The 18,944-nt window shown below is 44.3% G+C and carries 21 protein-coding genes; 8 read left to right on the top strand and 13 right to left on the bottom strand.

Features of this window, described 5'->3' with window-relative positions; translation table 11 throughout:
- Positions 1-254: 254 nt before the first annotated feature.
- A complete protein-coding gene (locus NX845_RS22445) occupies positions 255-1,817 on the bottom strand; it encodes a glutamate synthase-related protein (RefSeq protein WP_260257182.1) in 1,563 nt (520 codons plus the stop codon).
- 226 nt (positions 1,818-2,043) lie between these two features.
- Complete coding sequence (locus NX845_RS22440; protein WP_102320548.1) at positions 2,044-2,601, bottom strand: DUF1439 domain-containing protein; 558 nt, start codon at positions 2,599-2,601, stop codon at positions 2,044-2,046.
- A gap of 162 nt (positions 2,602-2,763) precedes the next feature.
- On the opposite strand from NX845_RS22440, the gene NX845_RS22435 reads away from it, so the two are divergent.
- The 4 genes from NX845_RS22435 to NX845_RS22420 all read left to right on the top strand — a co-directional run bounded on the left by NX845_RS22435 (position 2,764) and on the right by NX845_RS22420 (position 5,975).
- Positions 2,764-3,150 carry a thiol-disulfide oxidoreductase DCC family protein gene (locus NX845_RS22435; RefSeq protein WP_065681147.1) on the top strand — a complete coding sequence of 129 codons (387 nt, stop codon included), beginning with the start codon at positions 2,764-2,766 and terminating at the stop codon, positions 3,148-3,150.
- Between the two features lie 385 nt (positions 3,151-3,535).
- Positions 3,536-4,855, top strand: coding sequence for an AarF/ABC1/UbiB kinase family protein (locus NX845_RS22430; RefSeq protein ID WP_260257181.1), 1,320 nt, complete (start codon positions 3,536-3,538; stop codon positions 4,853-4,855).
- A gap of 110 nt (positions 4,856-4,965) precedes the next feature.
- Positions 4,966-5,511, top strand: coding sequence for a glutathione peroxidase (locus NX845_RS22425; protein WP_260257180.1), 546 nt, complete (start codon positions 4,966-4,968; stop codon positions 5,509-5,511).
- Positions 5,508-5,975 (top strand): DUF3429 domain-containing protein, encoded by a 468-nt coding sequence (locus NX845_RS22420; RefSeq protein WP_208775039.1) that lies wholly within the window; start codon positions 5,508-5,510, stop codon positions 5,973-5,975. Before NX845_RS22425 ends, NX845_RS22420 begins: the two co-directional genes overlap by 4 nt.
- Positions 5,976-6,017: 42 nt before the next feature.
- Here the strand turns inward: NX845_RS22420 and NX845_RS22415 are convergent, their stop codons facing one another.
- From NX845_RS22415 to NX845_RS22395, 5 genes are all read right to left on the bottom strand, one after another.
- Positions 6,018-6,452, bottom strand: a complete 435-nt coding sequence (locus tag NX845_RS22415) for an N-acetyltransferase (protein WP_260257179.1) — start codon at positions 6,450-6,452, stop codon at positions 6,018-6,020.
- A 48-nt stretch (positions 6,453-6,500) separates the two neighbouring features.
- A complete protein-coding gene (locus NX845_RS22410; protein WP_260257178.1) occupies positions 6,501-7,115 on the bottom strand; it encodes a LysE family translocator in 615 nt (204 codons plus the stop codon).
- Between the two features lie 130 nt (positions 7,116-7,245).
- Positions 7,246-7,578, bottom strand: coding sequence for a hypothetical protein (locus NX845_RS22405; RefSeq protein WP_183091202.1), 333 nt, complete (start codon positions 7,576-7,578; stop codon positions 7,246-7,248).
- A 137-nt stretch (positions 7,579-7,715) separates the two neighbouring features.
- Positions 7,716-9,152 carry a lipopolysaccharide biosynthesis protein gene (locus tag NX845_RS22400; RefSeq protein ID WP_260257177.1) on the bottom strand — a complete coding sequence of 479 codons (1,437 nt, stop codon included), beginning with the start codon at positions 9,150-9,152 and terminating at the stop codon, positions 7,716-7,718.
- Between the two features lie 16 nt (positions 9,153-9,168).
- Positions 9,169-10,095 (bottom strand): glycosyltransferase, encoded by a 927-nt coding sequence (locus tag NX845_RS22395; protein WP_260257176.1) that lies wholly within the window; start codon positions 10,093-10,095, stop codon positions 9,169-9,171.
- A gap of 293 nt (positions 10,096-10,388) precedes the next feature.
- Between NX845_RS22395 and NX845_RS22390 the strand changes: the two genes are divergently transcribed.
- On the top strand, positions 10,389-11,537 hold the full coding sequence (locus tag NX845_RS22390) for a glycosyltransferase family 4 protein (protein ID WP_017100983.1): 1,149 nt from the start codon (positions 10,389-10,391) through the stop codon (positions 11,535-11,537).
- Between the two features lie 159 nt (positions 11,538-11,696).
- Here NX845_RS22390 and NX845_RS22385 read toward each other — a convergent pair whose 3' ends face one another.
- The 5 genes from NX845_RS22385 to NX845_RS22365 form a co-directional block, all read right to left on the bottom strand.
- Complete coding sequence (locus NX845_RS22385; RefSeq protein WP_017087185.1) at positions 11,697-12,470, bottom strand: viroplasmin family protein; 774 nt, start codon at positions 12,468-12,470, stop codon at positions 11,697-11,699.
- 192 nt (positions 12,471-12,662) lie between these two features.
- Positions 12,663-13,154, bottom strand: a complete 492-nt coding sequence (locus NX845_RS22380) for a DUF2059 domain-containing protein (RefSeq protein ID WP_017065236.1) — start codon at positions 13,152-13,154, stop codon at positions 12,663-12,665.
- Between the two features lie 319 nt (positions 13,155-13,473).
- The gene (locus NX845_RS22375; protein ID WP_108189044.1) at positions 13,474-13,803 is read right to left on the bottom strand and encodes an AzlD domain-containing protein; all 330 of its coding nucleotides are present in this window, start codon (positions 13,801-13,803) and stop codon (positions 13,474-13,476) included.
- A 2-nt stretch (positions 13,804-13,805) separates the two neighbouring features.
- Positions 13,806-14,534, bottom strand: coding sequence for an AzlC family ABC transporter permease (locus NX845_RS22370; protein WP_260257175.1), 729 nt, complete (start codon positions 14,532-14,534; stop codon positions 13,806-13,808).
- Between the two features lie 177 nt (positions 14,535-14,711).
- Entirely contained in the window at positions 14,712-15,545 is an 834-nt protein-coding gene (locus tag NX845_RS22365) for an AraC family transcriptional regulator (RefSeq protein ID WP_029222252.1), read from the bottom strand.
- Between the two features lie 237 nt (positions 15,546-15,782).
- On the opposite strand from NX845_RS22365, the gene NX845_RS22360 reads away from it, so the two are divergent.
- On the top strand, positions 15,783-16,121 hold the full coding sequence (locus NX845_RS22360; protein ID WP_017084570.1) for a hypothetical protein: 339 nt from the start codon (positions 15,783-15,785) through the stop codon (positions 16,119-16,121).
- A gap of 33 nt (positions 16,122-16,154) precedes the next feature.
- Here the strand turns inward: NX845_RS22360 and NX845_RS22355 are convergent, their stop codons facing one another.
- On the bottom strand, positions 16,155-17,072 hold the full coding sequence (locus tag NX845_RS22355; protein ID WP_260257174.1) for a LysR family transcriptional regulator: 918 nt from the start codon (positions 17,070-17,072) through the stop codon (positions 16,155-16,157).
- A gap of 90 nt (positions 17,073-17,162) precedes the next feature.
- Here NX845_RS22355 and NX845_RS22350 point away from each other — a divergent pair, with 90 nt between their 5' ends.
- Together NX845_RS22350 and NX845_RS22345 are read left to right on the top strand one after the other, a co-directional pair.
- Positions 17,163-17,795, top strand: a complete 633-nt coding sequence (locus NX845_RS22350; protein ID WP_260257173.1) for a LysE family translocator — start codon at positions 17,163-17,165, stop codon at positions 17,793-17,795.
- A gap of 253 nt (positions 17,796-18,048) precedes the next feature.
- On the top strand, positions 18,049-18,810 hold the full coding sequence (locus tag NX845_RS22345) for a transporter substrate-binding domain-containing protein (RefSeq protein ID WP_004736414.1): 762 nt from the start codon (positions 18,049-18,051) through the stop codon (positions 18,808-18,810).
- Positions 18,811-18,944 lie beyond the last annotated feature (134 nt).

Below are 18,944 nucleotides of genomic sequence, written 5' to 3'. Positions count from 1 at the left end.
CTGAAGATTCGTAACGTCTGTTTGATAACATCAAAACCTGCACTAGGCGACAAGGTGATAGATTGTGTTTTTAGATTGGGGACGATGATAAAACCTCAAGTTAACTTTAGGTAAAGCGATATTTTAAAAAATAGGAAATAACTTAAAAACACTTATAAAGCAGTTAATTACGAAAGGTTAAACATAGGTTGGCATTACACAGACAAAAATAAGCACACCCAAAATACAGTGAGCGTGCTTTATCGAAATACTATTTACTGAAGTTGATTTAGTGAACTGACACCAGAGTAAGCGACACCGGATAGCTCGGCCATTTCGCGATTCCATGTAGCCAAATCGTGAGGATTAAACTGATTCAAATGGTCATGACCGCACGCTCTCGCCATCACTTGCATCAATTCAGTCGAAGCTTCGAAGAAGTTCTTCAATTGGTTCGATGCCTTCTCGACATTTAACCGTTGGCGTAAATCGGCTTTTTGAGTCGCGATGCCCGCCGGGCAATTATTGGTGTTGCACATTCGGGCGGCAACACACCCTATCGACTGCATGGCACTGTTTGAGATGGCGACTCCATCAGCGCCAAGCGCCATCGCTTTTACAAAGTCCATCGGAACACGAAGCCCACCAGTAATGATTAAGGTGACTCTGTCACTGACGCCTTGCTTGTCTAGATAAGCTCTGGCACGAGCAAGCGCAGGAATAGTTGGCACACTAATATGGTCACGGAACATTTCTGGCGCCGCCCCAGTACCACCGCCTCGACCATCCAAGATGATGTAATCGGCACTAGCATCCAATGCGAACTGAATATCCTCTTCAATATGATTGGCACTCAACTTGAAGCCAATTGGGATCCCGCCAGTCACTTCTCGAACTCGGTCGGCGAACTTTTTGAAATCCTCGACGGTTTTTAGATCAACAAAGGTGGGTGGAGAAATCGCGGCTGTACCTGCTTCAATACCACGCACCTCAGCGATTTTTCCGATATTCTTCGCCCCCGGTAGGTGACCACCTGTTCCGGTTTTAGCACCCTGCCCACCCTTAAAATGGAAGGCTTGGACATTTTTGAGCTTAGATTCATCGTAACCAAATTGTGCGCTGGCTAGTTCGTAAAAGTAACGTGAGTTTGCCGCTTGCTCTTCGGGCAACATGCCGCCCTCACCCGAGCAGATCCCCGTTCCCGCAAGCTCCGCGCCCGTCGCTAAAGAGATTTTCGCTTCTTCAGATAACGACCCAAAACTCATATCAGACACAAATAAAGAGATGTTCAATTTGAGCGGCTTTTTCGCTTTTGGCCCAATAATAAGCTCAGTACCGACGGGCACATGTTCCAACAGAGGTTTGGTCGCCATTTGAGCAACCATCACTTGAATATCATCCCAGTGAGGCAATAGATATCTTGGAACGCCCATCGAAGTCATTGGCCCATGGTGACCCACTTTGGATAAGCCATCTCGTGCTAATTGATGAATGAATTCGACCGTGGGCTCTTCTTTGGTTGCAGAAGCCGCAAGTGAGAGATCGGGCGTTGCCGCTTGGATGTGAACATCGGGGCCTTCTTGGCCCACTTGCTCAGCCGTAAACTGTTTATGGGTGCCATCACAGAAAGGGAGATTGTTCGAATACTTACAGCGGCACAGGTAAGCGTCGCCGGTTTCTTCGGCCACGAAACTCTTCGGTTTGAAGCCCGTTCCTGCATGAGAACCATCACAAAACGGTTGGTTTTTCGATTTCCCACAGGTACAGAAGTAATACTCCTCCCCTTCTGTTAGCTCGACCTTAACGGGTTTGTTATCCGCTATTACTGGATTCTTCATAGTTCGCTCACCTTTTCTTTCTTATGATTTGATGACTGAAGCGATGACTTGCTCACAAGAGTAAAGTAAAGGTGAGATACGCGGCTAATTCAATAAATGAGCCAGAGAAAACAAGCTGGATAGACAGCCTAAAAACAGAAATCTTGCTGATTCAACACAAACAAAAATGGCCACCAAATAGGCAGCCATTGTGTTTTAAATCTGAGTCTAAGCTAAACGTGAAAGGTTAATCGAATAACTCGATGACCAGCTTGTTGTCTTTAATCACTAGATTAGGTTCCGATGACTTGATCAATGACTCTTGAACCTTGTTGCTGTCCAGTTTGTAAACCGGTGACTGGGACAAAGCAAAGCCAATCATAGAAACGGCAGGCTTAAGTAGTTTGGCGACCTCAGGCGAAAGCTGTTTATCTTTTTCTTCAAAGCGCTCTAAACGCAGTGATTTCAAATAAATCTCGCCACTCTCTTTGTCATATTCAGGAATCGCACTGAACTCGATATCAAGATCCAACCTCATATTCGGCACGTTAAACACCTGAACTTGTGCATTGGTATTCGCCAGAACAGACACGCGCTCGGCATCAGCTCGGCCAATTTGCACCGCTAAGTCATCGACAGCGACTTGCGCATACATAACGTTTTGTACACCCACTTCTTGCTCTAACATCACCGAATCTTGAAGGTAGTTCGTCATTTCTTGCTCGGTCACGCTGTAGCTAACACAACCACTTAGCATTAGGGCTATGAAGGCTATAATGAAGCGGCTCATTGATTTCGTTGTCATTGGGGATCGACTCTTAATATGTAATTGCATGGAACGGATTTTACCTCGAGATGGTACTGTAAAATAGTCGTCACAATTACAGTGTCGGATAACTGAGTAAAATGATCCACCTAATCGGTGATTGCGTATAGTTGGGAATTGGTAAAAATAGTAAGGGAAGCAATGACTTCATTAACGATATTCTACGATGGGACATGCCCGTTGTGCGCAAAGGAGATGGCGGCACTTGCAAAGCATGATGTCGAGAATAAGATTCAAACCATCGATATCTACAGTGAAGCCTTTTCAGACTACCCTCAGATTGATGCCGACGCAGCCAACACCGTTTTGCATGCACTGGATGAGAATGGAAAACTGCTGCTAGGTTTAGACGTGACCTACCAAGCGTGGCGCTTAGTAGGAAAAGGTTGGCTATACGCCCCTTTACGTTGGGCGATATTCAAGCCAGTGGCCGACTGGTGTTATCTTCGGTTTGCCAAGAACCGATACAAAGTCTCTTTCTGGCTAACTGGAAAGTCACGCTGCGATGGTAACAGCTGCACAAAATAGTACTTGGTTAAGACATACCACTTGCGACTTTGTAATACACCACACCAAACAGCGCAGCAAAAACTAAAACGGTAACCGCGGCTTTTAACCAAATAAACTTCATGTTTTGTCCTTTAAATTCTGTTTACTGTTTCGCGAGACAAGTTACCACAACAAAACATTCGGTTGGGTAATGATTTATAGAACTTTGTAGTCATACCAATCACAGTAAGTAAGTGGTCAAAAATAGCGCAGGGAAAAAGCTGGAGAACAAGGCGGATTTTTTCGATAAGTAGTTATTCTACAATCAAAAAATCTAACGACGTTATCGAGATTTTTAACAAGCTAGGGTGAACAGTTATTTACTACGATTGGTATCAATCTTGATAACTAAGTGAGAACCTTTATGTCGGCAAAAGAGAGAAACCTTCCCACTCATCGAATTTCAAGATTCAGTAAGTTCGCCTCGCTGGCAACAAGGGTCGCGGGTAATGTGCTGACGGAAGGCACCAAGCAAATAGCACAAGGCAACAGGCCCAAAGCAAAAGACTTACTGCTAACGCCACAAAACATTGCTCGGCTCACCGATCAACTCGCACACCTGCGCGGTGCAGCAATGAAACTGGGGCAGATGCTATCAATGGATGCAGGCGATGTCTTAGAACCTGAATTAGCCGATATTCTTTCTCGCCTGCGCTCAGACGCAGATCCTCTGCCAACAAAGCAGCTCAACCAAGTGTTAGAAAGCTCACTCGACATCAACTGGAAAGCAGAATTTCTTTCCTTCAACTTTAAACCGATCGCCAGTGCGTCCATCGGACAAGTTCACCAAGCCTACAGTGATGCGGGAGACAAACTTGCCATCAAAGTCCAATACCCAGGCATTCGAAAAAGCATCGACAGTGATGTAGACAACGTAGGCACATTGCTGAACATCGTTGGTTTGATTCCCAAGTCTGTCGATTACAAAGGCTTATTAGAAGAAGCAAAAAAACAACTACATGATGAAGCCGACTATGCTCGCGAGGCTGACTATGCGACTCGTTATCACAATGCATTAATAGAACACGCTCACTTCGTTGTACCTAAAATTCACCCTCAAATGTCTTCAGAATCAGTGCTCGCAATGGACTTCATTGAAGGCGTCTCGATAGAGCAAATAGAAGGTTACGATCAAAGCACCCGTGATTTTGTGATGCACAGCTTGCTCGAGCTTCTGTTCAGAGAGTTATTCGACTTCAAGATGGTGCAAACCGATCCCAACTTCGCCAACTATCTTTACGTTGAAAACACGCGACAGATTGGGCTTTTAGACTTTGGAGCAACCCGAGAATACAGCGGCCGCTTCAGTGATGGCTATCGTTTGGCTTTTACCTCTGTGATTACTCACGATGAACAAGGACTCAACAAGGCGTTAGAGCAGATTGGATTTTTTAGCGAGACCATCCTCCCAGACCAGCGCCAAGCGATTCTCAACTTAGTGAAAATGGCCTGTGAACCCATGCTTGTCGATGAAGATTACGACTTCAAAGCCAGTGGTTTAGCACAAAGGCTTCGTGAAGCAGGAACCATACTCAGCATGGAACAAGAGTATTGGCACACGCCACCAGCAGACGCTCTATTCCTCCACCGAAAGATTGGAGGCATGTACCTACTGGCATCTCGCCTTGGAGCCAAGGTAAACATCAGGCGCTTGGTGGAGCCCTATTTGCTAAGCAACAAATGACACTTAAGCGATAGCTGATACTGATACTGAAGCAATTCTGGTCTTTAAAGTGATCATTTCAAGTCGCTAAACAGTAATAACAGTTACGCCAACTAAAATGAGTCAGACTTATGAAACATTCACTGCTGTGCTCCACCGCCCTAATAGCGAGCCTAACAAGTTCACTCGCTTTTTCAGCAAGCTGCCCTGATATACTCAACGGCAAACAAAGGCTGTTAAATTCAAACGAAGAAATTGAGCTGTGTGAAGAGTTTCAAGGCAAGACTTTATTAATCGTGAATACGGCAAGCCAATGCGGTTTCACGCCTCAGTTCGAACAACTTGAGCAGCTTCACCAAACGTATAAAGATCAAGGCTTCACGGTTGTTGGTTTCCCAAGTAATGATTTTCGCCAAGACAGAGGAAGCGAGGAGCAATCCGCTAAAATCTGCTACCTAGATTATGGTGTGACTTTTCCGATGATGGCGCGCGCTTCACTCTCTGGGCCTGACGCAAATCCAGTCTTTGCCGAAATTCAACAACAAGCCGGTATCAAACCGAAATGGAATTTCTACAAGTTCTTGGTCAGCAAAGAAGGCAAAGTGATAGCAACCTTCCCGAGTTCTACATCGCCAACCAGTAGTACCCTCAAAAATGCAATAGAGCAACAGTTATGAGGTCAGATTACTTGGACACAACTCAAACACGCAACACCATGGCCAAGCTCGGTTATATGGGTTTAATCCCCTTTTTATTCGGCCTACTGTTATCACTCACCGACAGCCAATTCTTTAGCTTGAGCGGCGAAACACTCTTCATCACCTACAGCGTGGTTATCTTGAGCTTTTTGTCGGGTATCTTGTGGGGTAATGGGATAGAGAACTTCGAAAGCCAATCCAGCAACAAGGCTCTGATTCTAAGCAATGTTATTGTGTTGGCAGCGTGGCTAGCGGTGCTACTCGGTGAGCAGCAAGAGTTCCTCACCACTCTGATTCTGATCTTAGGCTACATTGCGGTTTGGCGAGCGGAAAGGTCAATGAGAGAAGAGAATCAAAGTGAAGGCCCCGATGGCTATTTTGATATGCGAACCCGACTGACCTCTAGCGTGGTGTTGATGCACGGTATCGTGATGTTGACCTAAGCGCGTGATGCCTGCATCTAAATAGACACAATGAAACGGGAACTAGACGATGAGCTGCATGACCAAACGAGGCTCATCGTCTCCGAAATAATTACTCTCTTCTTTGATGGTCACGAAGCCCATCGACAAATACAGCTCACAAGCCGAGCTGTTATTTGGATCGACAGTAAGCAACAGCTTGGAATCTTGTGGCAAGGTTTCTATTGCCTGCTGCATCAATGAACGGCCAATTCCCATGCCTCGGTAAGCAGTATCAACAGCCAGTGACAACACCCAGTACTCTTGTTGTTTGTCGGTTGGTGTCATCAATACATAGCCCGCAACCTGCGAATCCTGTTTCGCCACCAGCAAGCCCTTCCCCCAGCAATCAAATGCCTGACAAAAGAAAAACAGCGGATAGGCGTGATCGCCAAACAAAACATGTTCAAGCTGGTAGATATCAGCCAGTTCTTGTTTTTCCGCACAAACAACATTCATACATCGACCTTAAAAAGATTAACTATAAACTAAAAAGCAAAATAAGAACTACTGACGGCTCACTAACAAATTAGCACCAGATAAGGCAAGAAACACAGAGCATGCTTTATTGAAGCGCTTGGCCATTTGAGGTTTTGAATACCAATTTCGTAGATATAAACCAAAGGCCGCATAGATAGAAATCGCGAGCATTTCTAATACAAGAAACGTGCTTCCTAAAACAAAGAATTGCGTATTTACGTTCGCTGAAACATCGACAAATTGAGGAAGGAATGCAGTGAAAATGAGTATCGCTTTTGGATTGCCCGCCGCGAGTGCGAACTCTTGTTTAACCAGACCAAACCAGTTCTTATTTCGCTCGATATCCGCGACCGGGCTGGCTTGTGAGCGCCATAGGTTGAACGCGATCCACAACAGATACATCGCGCCAAATAGCTTAATAAGGAAAAACAAAGTTTCAGAGGTATAAAGCACGACAGCCAAGCCGGATGCAGCCAAAGCAATCATGCCAGAAAAAGCGAGGATTCGTCCCAAGCCCGCTACAAAGGCGGCCTGAAACCCATAACAACGGGCGTTGTTCATTGATAACAAATTGTTTGGGCCCGGTGTCATGTTGAGCGCAAAACAAGCGGGGATGAACAGCAGTAACTTCCAGATTTCCATTGGTGCTTCCTAATTGCCAGGTGCCGCGGTGATTGAATCGTTGAACGAGACTTTACCTTTTATAACAGCATTTAATATCTTTGGTAGCAACATTTGAAAGCAGTAACCATTCTCTGACGCACCGTGCTAATTAGTTCTCAAAAAATTTCTCATATTCTGGCGTAGACAAATTTTCCGCGACGCCAATTTCACCGACAATATAGATAGCACTCGCAAGGGTTTCGATGGTTTGATTAAGCTCTCTATCAGGTACTTCACCAACAACAGGAACCGACTGACGTGCAGACGTTGATTTGCAGACCACGCTTTCACAAACGATATTGTTTTGTTCCTGTCGAGAAACTTCAGGCGGCTTGAAATCCGGTGAATTGAAGTCGGGAGCAGCAATACCCTCGGTTGAAAAATTAGAGGCGCTGTATGAGGCCGCTGAAAACAGAGAAAGGAGCAACATCCACTTATTCATATATCTTTCCATCGTTAGTATTCGTTATATTTATAAATACTATCTAATTAAAATAATTATGAACAGTGTTTTATTATTAATAATTCATATATTTCTAGACGCTTATCAGGATATCCCGCGATCTGGATGAAGTGAGTTCAACTTACATGTGATTGCTTACCTAGCGTAAACTTATCAAGCAGCGCTTGCGGAACAGGAATAACAGAGTATCGAACAAAGACGACTAACGTCACTATTGCCACAAAACTGCCTAAAACAAAGTCATGAACATCAACCAGCACCAAGCCAAGAACTCGATCACCAATGATGGCTAGTATTGCGATACTCAGCGCTGCTATCCATTTACGGTGATCATAAGGTAAATATTCCATTTTTTGGCTCACGATATAGAGCAGTGACAGCCTCACGGCATAAGTACCACAAAGCACCACTACCACGGCCCACACGCCATAAATCGGTGTCACAACAAGATAGCCAATGGTTGCTAAGATCGCACAACCACCCTGTATCCACATTTGCGACTGACTTGAGTCACCGCTAAAACAACCGAGGTTAAGGTAATCCCCTGCATTCTTAATCACGCCAATGGCCAAGAGTGCCACGACGATGGTACCCGCATATTGATAACTGCTGGGTAGAATCAAAGCAATAAAACCCGGCACGGTGAGGATCATCAAACAACCCAACACAATGGCTAAATTAACGCCGACTAGCGCTCTGTCCGCACACTCTTTCTTACCATCAGGTTGTTGCAGCATGGCCACCCGATTTGGAAACCACCACAGAGCATAAGGCTGCAGTAGCAAGCCAAGCAGCAATGCAAACTTGCCACTGACCGCATAGATTGCAAGTTCTTCAACACCAACAAAGCTTGCCATCACCCAACGGTCTAGGCCTGTAATCATGTAAATAGAAGCACCACCAACTAAAGTAGGCAATCCAAATTTTAGGATCTTAGCGGAGTACTTGAGGCTGCCAAATGAGCCCATCTCCTGCCATTGATAACGCAGTAAACACAGCATCAGCAACACACTCGAAACAGCGGCAGATATTAGTACACCATCAATGCCATAACCTGCTTCAAGCAATGCAAACGTCATAGCAGCTTGCACACTCGCCTTCATTACATTGAGCATACAAAAGCGCTTAGCCATCGCATTCATTCGCATCAATGTTAGCGGGATAGAAATCGCACCATCTAACATGGTCGGTATTAGCAAAAGTAGGATTTGATAAGGTTGAAACTCGACGGGCAACATCAGTAACAACAACGGCATACTAAGAGCAATTAAAGCCCCACCTAGCACACAGACCAAGACACTCAACGTGAAACAGTTCGAGACAAGCTTTCTCTTTTCTTCACCCTCAGCGACGCCCACATACCGGTACATTGCCTCAACAATCCCAAAGCTAAATAGGATCGTCCCGATGTCAGCCAATAAGACAATGGCTTCTAAAGAACCGTATTCAACCAACGTCATCTTATGGGTGATATAGGGGATCATCACGAGCGAGATCCCTTTCATCATCACGATGCCAATGGCGTAATAGGCCGACTGTTTTAATGAACCCATAGAAGTCACCTATTCCTTACAATGCAGGCATTAGGAAACTTTTACAGTCCCCAAGAAGATGTCGTAAGGTTCTTTTTTGAGGAGCCAGCGCTAACGAGCGGATGCTATAAGACATGGCCCGTCGGTTCTGTTGTAAGCCTCTGTAATAGTCGGCGTAACCTTCTAGTATTCTTGCATTTGCAATTTTGAAACTGGACGTCCGTAAGTTCCATCTCAGACTGTCATCTTGGTAACGTTGAAGAATGGTTTCGATAGACTGCAAATTTCTCAATTTAAGACTTTCAGTTTGGGTAACGGAACTCGCTCTCATCAAGTAACCAACCTGCACGGAGTTCAACACACCGATCTGATGGCTTTCACTCATTCGAAGCCACAGTTCCCAATCTTCCCCATACTTAATGTCAGCATTGAAACTGTCTGTTTGAGAGAACACATCCGCTTTCACCATGACCGTCGATGTTCCAATCACATTGTTTTCAATGATGAACTCCAACGGGTTCTCGATATTGATGAACAGATCGTCTTGGTCTTGAAACTGCGACCAGTAACTAAAACAGTCGACTATCACTTGGTAGTCTTCAGTGAGGTGCTCGTAGTTAGTAAAGCTCATCGCAAGATCTGAGTAGCGCTGATGGAACTCGAGTTGTCGTTCGATTTTTTCTGGAAACCAAAAGTCGTCAGCGTCTAAAAAAGCAATGTATTCACCGGTCGCCTTTTCAATCCCTAGGTTTCTCGCTTGAGGCGCGCCAACACCCAAAGTGGATAATTTAATGATGCGTTCATCATGGATTGACGCGAGATAAGTAGACGTTCCATCGTTGCTGTTGTCGTCAATAATGATCAACTCCACGTCTTGATGTGTCTGCTTCAGTACGCTGCCAATTGCCTTCGGCAGGTAATCCAAACAGTTGTAGGTCGGGATAACAACACTTACTTTAGCCATAATGACGCCCCAGAATTATACGTTATATGGATGACGTTGCAGGTTCTATGCCGAGAGTGTATTGCTATGAAATCACTTTTAGATCAGTCGCCTACGCAGACACTCTCAAAATGACGAACAGGGTGATCAGACATGAGCGTCAAAACTCCAATTTGATTATCAATTTGAGAAAATGAGCGACTTCTGGGGGGATAACCTTCGGAAAACCATCGAAAGCCCTCCAAAGCTACGATTTTATCTTGGTTCGTATTTTGCTTATTTGACTTTAATAGCATTAGTCAAAGGAGCAAAAAATGAAGAAAGTAGCATTTATAGCACCAACTTATCCTGTACTCAGCGAGACCTTCATCCAAACAGAAGTCGACTCGGTGAAAGCTTGTGGACACGATGTTTGCGTGATGGCATTTGAGATAGAAGAGAGTGAAAAGTCATTTGACTATGACATCATAAAAATTGGTAAGGATGTTCGGGCGGGTAAGATAGCCAGCATCAATTGGTTTGGCTTTCTCCGGGCGGTATCCTTTGTTTCCAAGCAAACTAGTATGCCCAAAAAATCACTGTTCGCTTATGGATTCAAACTGGCGCTGCAACTCGCCGAGAACGACGTCGAACACGTTCATGCGCATTTCTGTCAGCACACTACAGCTCACGCCATCGTCGCGGCAAAGCTTCTGAACATAACCTGCTCGTTCGTTGCTCACGGTCATGATGTTTACGAGTTCGCTTATGATATTGAACAGAAGATTTCGTCGAGTGATTTTGTGGTCGCAGTGTGCAAAGACATGCTCACCGACTTCAATACCATGGCTAAAGGCAACATTAAACTCCTGCACTGTGGGGTAAATACCAAACAATTTCAACTACACCCAAAAACCGAAGCTAAGCAACTTCGTCTCGTTTTTCTTGGCCGATTAGTGGAGCAAAAAGGCATCCACCATCTTATTGATGCTTTAGCGCCGATTGCCGAACCTCTCGACATTCATCTCGATATCATCGGTACTGGCGATTTAGAGCAACAATTAAAATTGCAGGTCAAAGAGCAAGGGCTCACTCGAAACGTGACCTTTCTTGGCGCTAAACCTCACGAGTGGGTGAAAGAGAAACTATCGAACTATGACAGCCTAATCGCGCCCTTCTGTTTTTCCGAAACTGGGTGTGTGGATACAGGGCCACTGGTTTTAAAAGAAGCGATGGCCGTGGGCACACCCGTCATTACCACCAACATCATGGGATGCAAAGAGATCGTCTCACCAGAGACAGGTTTTGTGGTTAGCGAAAAGAACGTGGAAGAATTAAGAGAAGCGATTGAGCGTTTCGCGCAGCTAAGCAGTAACGATAAAGCATCGATGGGGTTAAAGGCACGTGAGAGAGTGAAAGACAGTTTTAATTCGATCAAACAAGCTCAGCAATTATCTCGTTGGATAGAGAACCCAGCTCAATAAGAATTAACTCAGACAGCTATGCCTCACAAAAACGACTGAGCACCACAAGATCAAAAGAGCGCTACATCCATTTGAAATGTAGCGCTCAACTAAGCACTGCTTAATGATAGCAACTTATGCTTTCAGTAACTTTTATTAGCTTTTCATTAAGAAGCCTAGCTAGCCGGCTCGAAGTGCCAAAATAGACTCAAGATCTTCGATGTCACGATATTGAGCTAGCTCCTGCTCTTTCGATGAAATAGCCACAATCGACATTCTATCGGCCAATTCGTTACCTTCAATACCAACGTGTCCGTTCACATGGTAGATGGTGATTTTTGAAGCCAGTTCTTGGTAGAGAGCATACGCAGGCTTAATAATATCGAGGTTTTTGATCTCGCCGCCCGACTTAGTCCAGCCCTTTTTCTCCCAGCCCGTTGCCCATTTAGTAATACAATCAATTGAGTACTTAGAGTCACAATAAATCGCAACAGACAGACCCGCGTTTAACTTCTCTTTCGCGAGAATAAACGCTTGCTTAAGCCCATGTAACTCGGCGGTATTGTTGGTACCAACAGGCTGATACAAGCCATACCACAATTCTGTTAATTGGTTGTTTTGGTATACCGCTAAACCCGTCCCCGCTTCACCAGGATTTGGCTCACAAGCACCATCGGTAAAGATCTTGATATCAAAAGGCATATCTGTGATTTGCTGCTCCGAAAGAGGCGGCACCTTCACTTTCGTCGCCTTACCCGCAGAGCTTGGCTTTGTCGCTGTAGAACCTGACGCAGACGACGTTTTACCACCGAAAGCAGACTCAGCCTCGCCTAGTGTTGGAAACGATTTATATCTCGCACCAGCAAAGCCATCGACTTGCGCTTTACACTCGTTCCAAGTGGTAAAAATACCCGGTGTGCGACCTTTCCAAACCACATAATATTTCTTAGCCAAACTAACTCCTTACCAAAACCTAAATACACAATACCCACACCTAAAATGATTCAGCTGTGGGGTAGTAATTATGCCTGATTACGCTTGAAACACATAAATCATTGCATGAAATGCAGCGTGTGTTTCAAGAATATCTACGTTATCGACCAAGTATAGAGCGTTATTTCTAATCACAAACCTAACGGCTTCTGATCAAGAACCTCTATGTGCTTCAAGGTCTTGTTTTAGTTTAGTCGTTAACTTTTGAACTTTTGGGAGAACTTGTTGCATTAACGACTGAGTCATGATCATTGACTCTGTTGTCACGGTTGGCATTTTTTTCAGAATGCTTTTTCCATGTTCTGTTTTGTAGAAATCGATCATTGCACTGAGCTCTTCTTCAGTGAATTGATTGCTGTAAATCGTTACAATTCCTGGCTCTAGCTTTTGCCAGCTAACCTCCTCTTTCATTAAGTCGTTCATGCCCTGATAGTAATCATCAAAAATAGCTTGTTCTGACTCTGAAACCCCTAGGTCTTTAGACATATTAGCCATCATGCTATCCATTTGAACGTATACCGCGTCCAACGTGGAATCGACATCCATAATCTGAAGAAGCTCTTTTATCAGAGCTTGCCTATCATCTTGTGCCGCTGATAATTGCAGCGGTACGAGTAGAAATAAAATTGCGAAAAATCTATACATTTTGAGGTCCCTTTAGCTTGGTAAAACAGCTGAAATATCTTTCCAAACATCTCAACACATTGAATTATTTGCAAATTTACTCACTTTTTATCCATAAGTAAAACGAATTAAACAGTACAAAATAATATAAAATCAATTGCATTTGAATGTCAGGAGTTTATTGGACAGATATGAGGAAGGCGAAGAGAGGAACAGAGTGCTTTTGAATAAAGAACCACAAGAGAACTAGAGCCTAAAAGCACTCGTTTCAAGTAATGAGTCATACACTTGAAACGAGGATAACTAATGGCGTGACACGACGTATCAATTGAGCTACGTATCAGTTAAAAAGGTAATCAACCGCGACAAGGTTATAGAACAAAAACACCGCCATGCTAACGCCGATAGTCAGTAGCACATTGCCTGTTTTCCAAATCAACAGACCTGTGACCAGCGCGCCTATCAAGTATGGGTTTTCAAGGCTTGGCCAAAATGTCTGCTCTGGTGCAAATACAATCGGCCCCCAAATTGCGGTAAGCACAGCTGGGCTTGAATAGCGTAACAGGCGACGCGTGGTTTGATTTAATCGAAGCGGGATTGCTGGCTCTAGAAACAGGTACCGACTAAAGAAAACAATCGCAGTCATGAGTAATATCGTTAACCAAATCATCTCTATTTCTCCTCCACAATTGTCTTGTTGCCGTTGTTTCGCTCTTGGAACGATTCGCTGATAAAGCCCGCTAACATACCGGCAATCGCTGCAATCATTAGCCCGCCCTCAATATTGTTAACCGACATGGCAACCGAAGTGACCAATGAAACCACCACACACACTACGACGGGTAGAGTTCGGATTAATGGGAACACCAAGGCGATAAAGGTTGCTGCGACCGCGAAATCGAGCCCAATTTCATTGAGTGAAGGAATTTGGCTTCCCGCGACAATGCCGACAAAGCTCGCAATATTCCAAACGAGATAAAAACCGCCGCCTACACCCGCAGCGTACCAACGATTAAATTCTTTCTGAGACTGCCCACTACAAATCGCGAACAGCTCATCGGTGAGCCAAAATCCAAGTAATAGGCGCCAACGCGCAGGAAGATGGCTGATTTTGTCACGCATCGATACGCTATACAGAAAGTGTCTAGACGTGATGAATAAGGTAGTCAACAACATGGTGCCTAGACCAATACCCGCTTTAAACATACCCGCGGCGACAAGTTGCGCTGAGCCAGCAAACAAAATAGCCGACATCGCTTGCGCTTGAAGTTGATTCAATCCGGCATCTATCGCATATGAACCGGCCAGAACCCCCCAAGGGATTACCGCAATGCTCAACGGCATTCCCGCTAAAACGCCCTTCCATAACTGTGTTCGTCTATCCATTGTTTCACTATCCATATAGTTCTTTTCTCTCTTCACATTGGCTATTCAATGTAAGAGGAGTTGAGTCGGTTCGATTGTACAAACTTGCTCGATTTCATGCCCCTCTGTTTGCCACACTTAACCGCACTTAACCGCACTTAACCGCACTTAACCGCACTTAACACGAGTTAGCCATGCCTTAGCCATGCAAGTTTAGAGCATTTTGATGTATTGCCCCGGCGTGTAGCCATTGGCCTTTTTGAAGTGTCGATGAAAATGGCTTTGGTCGTGAAAGCCACACTCTTGCGCGGTATCAGAAATGGTATGCCCTTGCTTCAATAACTTACGAGAAAGCCTTAATCGAGATTGGATCTGATACGCATGTGGCGGAAGACCAAATTCTTTCTGAAAAGAACGCACTAAGTGAAACGGGCTCAATGCCGCGAGCTTAGATAGCTCTTCTAGGGACACATCGGCTTGTGGAAAATCATCTAAGAACTCTTTCACCAAGACAAGCTGGCGCTGAGTTTTCCCGTCGAGTTGAGGGTTAAGCGGCGATTTTCCGTGTCGGCTAATCAGTTTAACCAACATCCCGTACATCAAGGTTTCTCTTAACAAGCGATTGTCAGATTCATCAATCGTGTTAAAGACTAATCTCAATTGATTAGCGAGTTCAGGGTCTTCAACAACCGCTCTTGGGAAGTAAGGCGCGCCGTAGTTCGGTAGGTTAAGCTCTTGAGTGATCTTGGCAAGTTGCTCTGGGAGTGGATACATGGCTCGATACGCCCAACCGCCTTCAGTGGCAGAGTGACCGCTATGAACTTCGTCGGCATTGACCAGAATAATCGCATTTTGTGGTGCAATATGATGTCCGCCCGTTCGATAGAAACGCTGAGCGCCCTGCTCAATAACCCCAAGCGTATAGCCCTCATGGCTGTGGCGCGAGAAGTTCTGCTTTTCGTATTCTGCATTAAGGGTTTCAAGGCCACCGAGCTCTTCTGTGATCTTATATTCGGCCTTTTCTTTAGAGCGTTTCTTGTTCTCCATAACAATCCCCAAGCCTGTTAATTATCGAGCGACTTATCAGTCTACTCTATAGGCTCTTTCAGCTTTTGTACAAAATTGCTCTTTTGTTTGTTAATACTGTTTTTATCATTGGCTTAATAACGCTTTCTAACTGGGAGGAAAGTCTTGGTCTATAACTAGTTGGCGAAAAATTGACAAATTAGTGTGGCAATCATGGCAATACTGTCTTCAAATCATCGGCAATAGACCTGATACACCATGAAAAATACGCTAATCCTTTTCTTTTTCCTGAGCCTAACTGGGTGCACTCATAACCAATCAAAAGCACTGAGCATGAACTCCTCGTCGGTCAATACGTACCCTCAATCCATGTCGAACCTGCAATTGTGCGACACCTTGTATTACGGGCGATCAAGCAACCAGACACTCGCAGCAATTGGCAGTGAATTCAATCGAAGAGGATTATCCAAGAGTTGGTGTGACACCGAAACCAATAAGCTTTATCTAACAAAGACGATTGATTGGGTTGCTGACCAAGTAGAAGACAAAGAAGATTCGGAGGAAGAAGCGTCTGCCGTTGTGTTGCCTGCGAATTAAATGAGGCAATGACAGCTAAACGCCTGTTCGCACTTAATGACCTCGCTTGCTTAGGTAACTGTGTGACCTATTTTTACTCAAAAAGTCCCAAGTTAACCTGGCTGCGTTCGAAGAAAAACAACCACTTCTTTTCGCTACACAAATATTACGAGGGTACTCCGGCGCAAGAGGAATAACATTTACGCTGGGATGAGATTCTGGAACGGCAAGCTCTGCAACAATAGAAACACCTAAGCCTGCTCTAATGAAAGCAAGTATCGAGGTCAATTGAACAATGGTGTGTTTTTCTCTAAGGCGGGATTTTGATAGCTTAAACCATTCTCTAATGAGCGCCTCGCTGCCCCCTTTACTCAGTATAAAATCTCGATCTTCGATATCCACAGCCGACAAAACTGGCAACTGGGATAAAGGGTCATCTTCATGAACTAAAGCCACCATACGGTCAGTAAAAACTGGGATGATATCTAGATCCAAATACTCTTTATCAACCGCGATTGCAAAATCTACGCGCCCCTCTCGCAATGCCAATAATGCTCCTTCGTCAGTAAACTCGCCTATTTCAATTTTAACTTGAGGTAGGTGTTGGCTGATCGCATGAATTAGGCTGGGTAAAATATGTGTGGAAGCGGATGCGCCAAAAGAAGCCACTTTCACCTGTCCAGCGCCATCTTTTTGAATAAGTCGAAGCTGTCTCAATAACACCTCTCCCTGCAATTCCTGCTTTTTAGCGAACTCAGCAATCAACCTCCCTTCCTCTGTTAACAATAAGGGGCGACTGTCTCTTCGGACTAAAGCGAAACCTAACACATCTTCAGCACGTCGAAGAGCTTTGCTTGCTGCGGGTTGGCTGACTCCTAATACCAGAGCGGCATCAGTGATACTTCCGAGCGCTAGTAACTGCAGAAGTAATTTGGGAACTAATGATGGGATGCTTTCCAAGTCTTCAACCATTTATATAACCTCAGGTTATTTTGATATCTATCTCTATGCTAGCAGACTACTTTTTCCGAAAAATAGATACCAGTCACCCGGAGAAAACAAATGACTATAGAAACATGGCTAACCTTCTGCCTCGCTTCACTTATCTTAACCATGACGCCAGGTCCCAGCATTTTGTTGGGCGTCATTCATTCAATGAAATATGGCGTTAATAAAGCTATTTTTACGGCACTAGGCGATATCTCAGCAAACTTCATACAGATGATCATTGTTGCAGTTGGACTTGGCATCATAATGTCAACGTCTGAACTAGCGTTCGCCGTTATCAAGTGGCTTGGAGTCACAACATTGCTGTATATGGGTATCAAGATTTTGCGTGATAAACCTGAGTGTGATGCACAAATAACCACCAATTCACCCACCGCGATTTCAGGCCACAGACTCTATTTAAGTGGTTTCTTCGTTGCAGCGGGTAACCCCAAGGCGATTGTCTTTTTCACTGCATTCTTCCCCCAGTTCATAGACCCAACCAAGCCCCTGTTATCACAAATGTTGGTGATGTGCCCCACAATGGCAGTGTTGGATTTTACGTGGGTGATGATTTACGTCATCTCTGCCAAGAAGCTTCTTGGGTTTATGCAAGATCACCCAACGTACCTGAATAAAATCGGTGGCTCAGCGCTTTTAACTGCAGCCATCGCACTCGCAGTAACAAGTCACAGCTCCAACCTATAGTCGAGCCAGTAAAGGGAAAAACAATAAATTGAGTTTCATTCGAGGGGAAAAATCGTCTGCTGTAACGCTACCTGCGGATTAATCGGATAAGTATTGTTAACGTCCTTAAATACGCTAACAGTACTTCTGGCAATAAAACTGGAGCAAACTAATTGATCTGCATGCCTTTGCTCACATCAATATGCATTTGCATTGATAAATGTTAACAATTGGTTAATTATCCATATCCATTATTACTATAAGGAAATAACCAATGAAATGGATACTTGTTGCATTCGTCAGTGTTTTCTCTGTGTTCACATACGCAAAAGATTGGAAACAAATTCGCTTTACTGTTGAAGGGGCCTACCCACCGTTCAGTTGGACAACGCAAGATGGTGAATTAGAGGGGTTTGAAGTCGATTTAGCCAACGCCTTGTGTATCGAATTAGAAGTAAAATGTATCATCTCAAAAACTGATTGGGACGGTATTATCCCATCACTTTTAAGCCGTAAAAACGATGCAATTATAGCGGCTATGACCATTACCGAAGAACGTGAAAAGAAAGTTAATTTCACTATGCCTTACGCTAAAGTTCCCACTCGTTTTGTCATGGAAAAGGGGCGTGAAATCAATATGGATGACGGCAGCTTAAATGAACTAACAATTGGGGTTCAACGAGCAACTATTGGTGACAAGTACCTTTCTGAGATCTATCCAGATGTAGATATCAAACGTTACGGCTCATTCGATGAAGCCTTTACCGATTTACTCAACGGCCGCTTAGATAGCGTGTTTGGTGGTTCAATGGGGCTCAACGCAGGCTTTCTTGAAACGGATCAGGGTAAGGACTATCACTTTACAGGCCCTAAATTTACAGAAGAGAAGTGGTTTGGTCGTGGTATTGGAGTCGCTGTTAGAAAACAAGATGACGAATTAAAAGATCTTATCGATAGTGGAATACAAAGACTGATCGACAATGGTCAACATCAAAAAATCGCAAGTAAATACTTTTCATACAGCATTTACGAATAGGCTGATGTACAAAGTGAACACCACCAATCACGAACTGTTGTTCACTTTTTGAAAGCTTGTCTCGTCCTAAAATACGTTGACGATTTTAGTAAGCCAGTAACGCAAGTTGCTGGCTTTTTTCATGCATCTTATTT

Source organism: Vibrio sp. NC2, assembly GCF_025195005.1.
Taxonomy (GTDB): Bacteria; Pseudomonadota; Gammaproteobacteria; order Enterobacterales; family Vibrionaceae; genus Vibrio; species Vibrio splendidus.
Note: the sequence above shows the minus strand (reverse complement) of the source record. Positions and strands in the feature narration are given on the sequence as shown.